Origin of the sequence: Microcoleus sp. A6-C6, from assembly GCF_036705955.1 — a bacterium.
Classification (GTDB): Bacteria; Cyanobacteriota; Cyanobacteriia; order Cyanobacteriales; family Microcoleaceae; genus Microcoleus.
This window is the reverse complement of sequence record NZ_JAUBVR010000149.1, coordinates 1-5,100: the sequence shown is the minus strand read 5'-3', so window position 1 is coordinate 5,100 and position 5,100 is coordinate 1. Positions and strand designations below refer to the sequence as shown.

General features: G+C 43.7%; 6 protein-coding genes. 4 read left to right on the top strand and 2 right to left on the bottom strand.

Translation table 11 applies throughout. The features are described from left to right. Together QUB52_RS28545 and QUB52_RS28540 are read left to right on the top strand one after the other, a co-directional pair. A partial coding sequence (locus QUB52_RS28545; RefSeq protein WP_332976330.1) for a helicase-related protein occupies positions 1-723 on the top strand: 723 nt, incomplete at its 5' end. 35 nt (positions 724-758) lie between these two features. After that, positions 759-902: a hypothetical protein gene (locus QUB52_RS28540; RefSeq protein ID WP_332967487.1), complete on the top strand. Its 144-nt coding sequence runs from the start codon at positions 759-761 to the stop codon at positions 900-902. Between the two features lie 13 nt (positions 903-915). Here QUB52_RS28540 and QUB52_RS28535 read toward each other — a convergent pair whose 3' ends face one another. Next, positions 916-1,128 carry a DUF433 domain-containing protein gene (locus QUB52_RS28535; RefSeq protein WP_332975116.1) on the bottom strand — a complete coding sequence of 71 codons (213 nt, stop codon included), beginning with the start codon at positions 1,126-1,128 and terminating at the stop codon, positions 916-918. 120 nt (positions 1,129-1,248) lie between these two features. After that, complete coding sequence (locus QUB52_RS28530) at positions 1,249-2,295, bottom strand: isochorismatase (protein WP_332975115.1); 1,047 nt, start codon at positions 2,293-2,295, stop codon at positions 1,249-1,251. Between the two features lie 326 nt (positions 2,296-2,621). Here QUB52_RS28530 and QUB52_RS28525 point away from each other — a divergent pair, with 326 nt between their 5' ends. Together QUB52_RS28525 and QUB52_RS28520 are read left to right on the top strand one after the other, a co-directional pair. Further along, on the top strand, positions 2,622-3,353 hold the full coding sequence (locus QUB52_RS28525) for a TVP38/TMEM64 family protein (protein WP_332975114.1): 732 nt from the start codon (positions 2,622-2,624) through the stop codon (positions 3,351-3,353). 16 nt (positions 3,354-3,369) lie between these two features. Then, positions 3,370-4,905, top strand: coding sequence for a mercuric reductase (locus QUB52_RS28520; protein WP_332975112.1), 1,536 nt, complete (start codon positions 3,370-3,372; stop codon positions 4,903-4,905). Positions 4,906-5,100: the final 195 nt, after the last annotated feature.

Here is a 5,100-nt window from a genome sequence, read left to right as displayed (position 1 = left end):
TTACGGATATGGGTTGATTTACATTCTGGGCATTGCATAAATTATTCCTCCTATTCATACTCTAACTCAGCAACGCCTAAAGGTGGAATGTCTGATCGGGAACGCAATCAAGTGATAAGTGATTTTCGCAATAAGCCAGATGTCAATGTTTTCCTCGCTACAATTAAGTCGGTGGGTTTCGGCGTGACTTTGACAGAAGCTTCCTATGTAATTCATTTCGATCATCCCTGGAATCCTGCACAAATGCAGAATGCGGAAGATCGTGCACACCGAATTGGACAAACAAAGCATCTGACAGTGTACAGTTTTTGGATGAAAGATACCATTGAGAAACGTATTAAGAAGAAGTTAGCCGAGAAGCACCTGCTTGTCGAAAATGTGATCAATCCTCTTGCTGTTGAAGCAGTTGAAAATCCTATAACTACCGAAGAATGGTTAGACATCTTAGGCATCGAGACTAAACAGAAGACAAATCCTGAGCGAGTAAGTAAAGAAACTGTCACAGCAAGAAAACATCAGCGTATCCAACAACAACTCGATAGCCTCCAGAAGCAGTATGATGTGTTAAGTGAAAAGATAGCTGTTTTACGAGAAAATTCAGCGATCGCATCCGAAACTGCTCAAAAGTTTGAGTTAAAAAAGCAAATTGAGAAAGCCGAATTAGAAAGAACGCAACTCGATCGGGAGATTGAGGATTTGGAGAACAAACTTAAGGCTGACTAGAAATTATTGATTTAACTACATTTAACCAAAAAATCATGAGTGGATTTGGTGACGTGCCTTCGATGCTGGAAGTTTTTCCCAGGCGGCTTCCAACCCTGGTCGTGGCAGAGTGGCAATGCGGGCAAAGAACTCGCGATTTTCCTCTTGGTAATATTGTCGAAGTTCCTCACTTTCCTTGAGGACAACTTGCTATTATGCGTCAACTTCGGCCCAATGTGTATCTATGTAGAAGAGGGCTGCATTAATTTGCTCCTCTGTTAAATCAAACAAGGAACGAATAAATTGAGGCGGATATTGCGCGGTTACATAATCCATCACATCGTAAAGAGTGATGCGCGTACCTGCGATCGTCAATCCACGCTCTGTACGGATAATAGCCGATGGCTCATTGGATACTGAAGTCATAGTTAAAGCTTCTTGTTAACTTATCTTTATTGTACCTCACAAAGAAGCTAACAACGCATTTGGTGTAAGGTGTCCATTCCGCACCCAAGGGATTTTGTGTGAGGTATTCTTCGGCGCACCCTAGGAATTAGAAATATCTAGCCAAGTATCAATTGACTGAGTAGATTGAACCACATTCATCCCCGCCCCTGCGAATCTTAAAAAAGCCGCATCTGCTGCTTCCGTAAAATCAACAACACCCGGAACAACCACCGGCGAAGTGCAATCTTCCAACAAATAAACTTTCTTAGCTAACTGCACATCTCGCGCCAAAATTTCCGTCAACAAATCATCAATCGTCCAAGCAACGCAATGACTCTTCGCTTGTCCCGCAATAATTACCGCATCAAAACCGAGCAACTTATCAATAAACTTAGCATTTTTTTCAGCAATAGAAACCCCATCGGGCCCATCCAAGACTTCCGGCCGCAAAACCGAATAGTTTTCAGTTAAGGGATTGCCGCCTTTAATCTCAAAAAGTGCTTGACTATTGCGCGCCATACTATGAAAAAATATCGCTTCTTCCACAGCGGAAACCAGGGCGTGTCCGATGCCGCCCAACATTGAATGATAAGGCCAAATTGTCAAGGGATATTTGCCATCATTGCTGAGTTTCTGCACGTAGTGAAGAGCGTGTTTTTGCAGTGCCGAATAATTCCCTCCCGCAATGCTGTCAGCGACTGCTGGGTTGACTTTCCAGATGCCTTGCTGCACATCTTCCAGCGTAATTAATGTGGCGGCTGGGAGGGGATGTTCGCCTGCATCATTTATCCAAAAAATTGGATGAAAAATTTGCATAGCGGTGTGGGTGTCCATTGTCGGTGCAATGGTGGTAATTGAGTTTAAATTGCGATAAATAAATTTGCACAGCCGCAGGTTATCATCAACAGCGCCGCTACCAGAACGCCCGCCTACAAATAGTTCAAATTCTGGCAAACAAAAGGTATTTTGAGCGTCAATTATCAGCAAACAAATTTGTTTTTTGTCTGTAACAGCGGGCTGAATGCTGTATTTATCAGCCCATGCTTTAGCTTCACGCGCGCGTTCTTGATAGGGAACGCGCCAGACTTCGCTAATTTTTTTGGTATCAAAATATTCAGGTATTGGAAGTTCGGTTTTTGCTGTCATGGCTAATTTATTTTGTATTAAAGTCAAAAAATAATATGACTTATATCCTGTCCGGTAGATTAACATAAATAAACAAGGTTCGTAGTGCGGACTTCAGTCCGCAGCCTAAGAACGGACTAAAGTCCGCGCTACGAACTGCCTAAAAACGGACTAAAGTCCGTGCTACCAACTGCCTAAGAACGGACTAAAGTCCGCGCTACGAACTGTTTGTGCTATGATAATCTAGCGGACGCGATATTATGAATGGGCCGCGCACCTTACGGGTAAAACGATCGCGTTTCAACATTGTTTGCCTTAGTCCTATGGTATCTATTTAAGGGTGAATTATGCCACAAGAACCAAATCAAAATTATATTAATGAAACTTTTAAGCGCAAATTGTTGTTTTTGTCGATCGCCCTTTGCATCCCCATCTTAATTGTAGCAACTAAATCTCCCTACGTTCAACAACTTTTAAGAACTGTTTTAAGCCAAATCCAGCATTTAGGCATTTGGGGCCCAGTCGCTTTCATCGCTACCTACAACTTAGCTACTATACTGTTTGTACCTGGTTCCGCGCTCACCCTCGGAGGCGGGGTGCTGTTTGGCCTGTGGTGGGGCTCCATCTACGTGTTTGTCGCAGCAACTTTAGGGGCTACCTTTGCTTTTGCGATCGGGCGATATTTGTCGCGCGATCGCGTGGTAAAATACATGGAAGCTCACCCAAAGTTCAAAGCCCTCGATCGCGCCGTTGCTAAATCAGGATTAAAAATAGTCTTTTTAACCCGTCTCTGCCCTTTATTTCCGTTCAATTTATTGAATTACGCCTTGGGAATTACCCAGGTTTCTTTAAAAGATTACGTGTTAGGTTCCTTCGGGATGATTCCGGGAACTTTGATGTACGTTTATTCTGGTTCATTGATAGGAGATATTGCTGCAATTGGTACGGTAACTGTACCGACAAATCCCCAAGCAGAAGCTGTAAAATGGTCGATAAATCTAATTGGTTTTACTGCTGCTGTCGCAGTAACTTTATATATAACTAAGATTGCTCGCCAAGCTTTGGATGAAACTATTTAATTAGGAGAATTTGCTCGTGTCGCAGTCAAAAGTCGATCGCGTAACAGTCCCCCCGATGGACGAATACAACCAAAAATTAGTCTCTTATTTGCATCCCTCCGATTGGGTAAATCCCCAGCCAGCTAGCCGTTACAACTTAGTAGTAATTGGCGCGGGGCCCGCCGGATTAATTGTGGCGGCGGGGGCGGCTGGTTTGGGTGCAAAAGTTGCTTTAATTGAAAAACATTTGATGGGCGGCGATTGTTTGAATGTCGGTTGCGTACCTTCAAAAGCTTTAATTCGATCCTCGCGCACTGTCGGCGATATCTGGAATGCGAGTAAATTTGGGGTTAATGTTTCTAACACTCCAGAAGTGGATTTTCCCGCAGTCATGGAACGGATGCGCCGCATTAGATCCGGAATCAGCGATGTTGATTCGGTAGATCGCTACCAGCACAAATTAGGAGTCGATGTTTTCTTAGGTTCCGGTAGTTTTACTAGCAATTCTACCATAGAAGTGGCAGGTCAAACTCTGCGCTTTAAAAAAGCAGTAATTGCCACAGGTGCAAGGGCGCGACAACCACAAATTCCCGGCTTACAGGAAGCTGGATATCTAACAAATGAAACTGTATTTAACCTAACAGAAAAGCCTCAGCGTTTGGCCGTAATTGGCGCTGGTGCGATCGGCTGCGAATTAGCTCAAGTCTTTCGGCGCTTGGGTTCAGAAGTCGTGTTGTTACACAAAAATGCTCACATTTTGGACAAGGAAGATGCGGATGCAGCCGAAATTGTGCAGCAGACTTTTGTCAGAGAAGGCATTCAGCTAGTTCTGGAATCCAAAATAGAGCGCGTTGAGCAAACAAATGCAGGCAAAGTCATTTATTATCAATCTCAAGGTAAAGAAGCATCTGTCACCGTAGATGAGATTATTGTGAGTGTGGGGCGATCGCCCAACGTGGAAGGATTGAACCTAGAAACTGTAGGCGTTGAATACGACACACAAAAAGGCGTATTTGTCAACGACAACTTACAAACTACTAATCCCCGCATTTATGCCGCCGGCGACATTTGCATGAAATATAAATTTACCCACGCTGCTGATTTTGCAGCGAGAATGGTGATTCAAAACACTCTGTTTTTTGGGCGCAAAAAGCTCAGCGATTTGACGATACCTTGGTGTACATATACTAGCCCGGAAATTGCCCACGTCGGAATTGGCGAAGCTGAAGCCAAAGCTAAAGACATTAGTATCGATACATTTTTAATTCCTTTCAGTCAAGTCGATCGGGCAATTCTTGACGGTGAAGACGAGGGTTTTGTGAAAATTCACGTCAAGAAAGGCAGCGACAAAATATTAGGTGCAACTATTGTCGCACAACACGCCGGGGAGATGATCAGCGAGATTACTTTGGCAATGGTTAACAATATTGGTTTAGGAAAGATTGCTAGCACAATTCACCCCTATCCAACGCAAGCCGAAGCAATTCGGAAAGCGGGAGATGCTTACAATCGCACTCGTTTGACTCCGTTTGTGAAAAATCTGTTCAATAAATGGCTGGCTTGGACACGATAAAATTCTAAAAGACCGGGCGGTTGAAACCGCGTCTATAAAAACAAAACCCGGATGGTGCGCGGGTTGAAAAATGAGGGGTTAAAATGAGATTGTTTTCTTCAGTCCGCGGAGGCGGACACAGGGGGAACGCATCTTATTGAACACTGTTCATCAGTGATGAGTATATTTTAAGATAAATTTACCATTGTTAGAAGC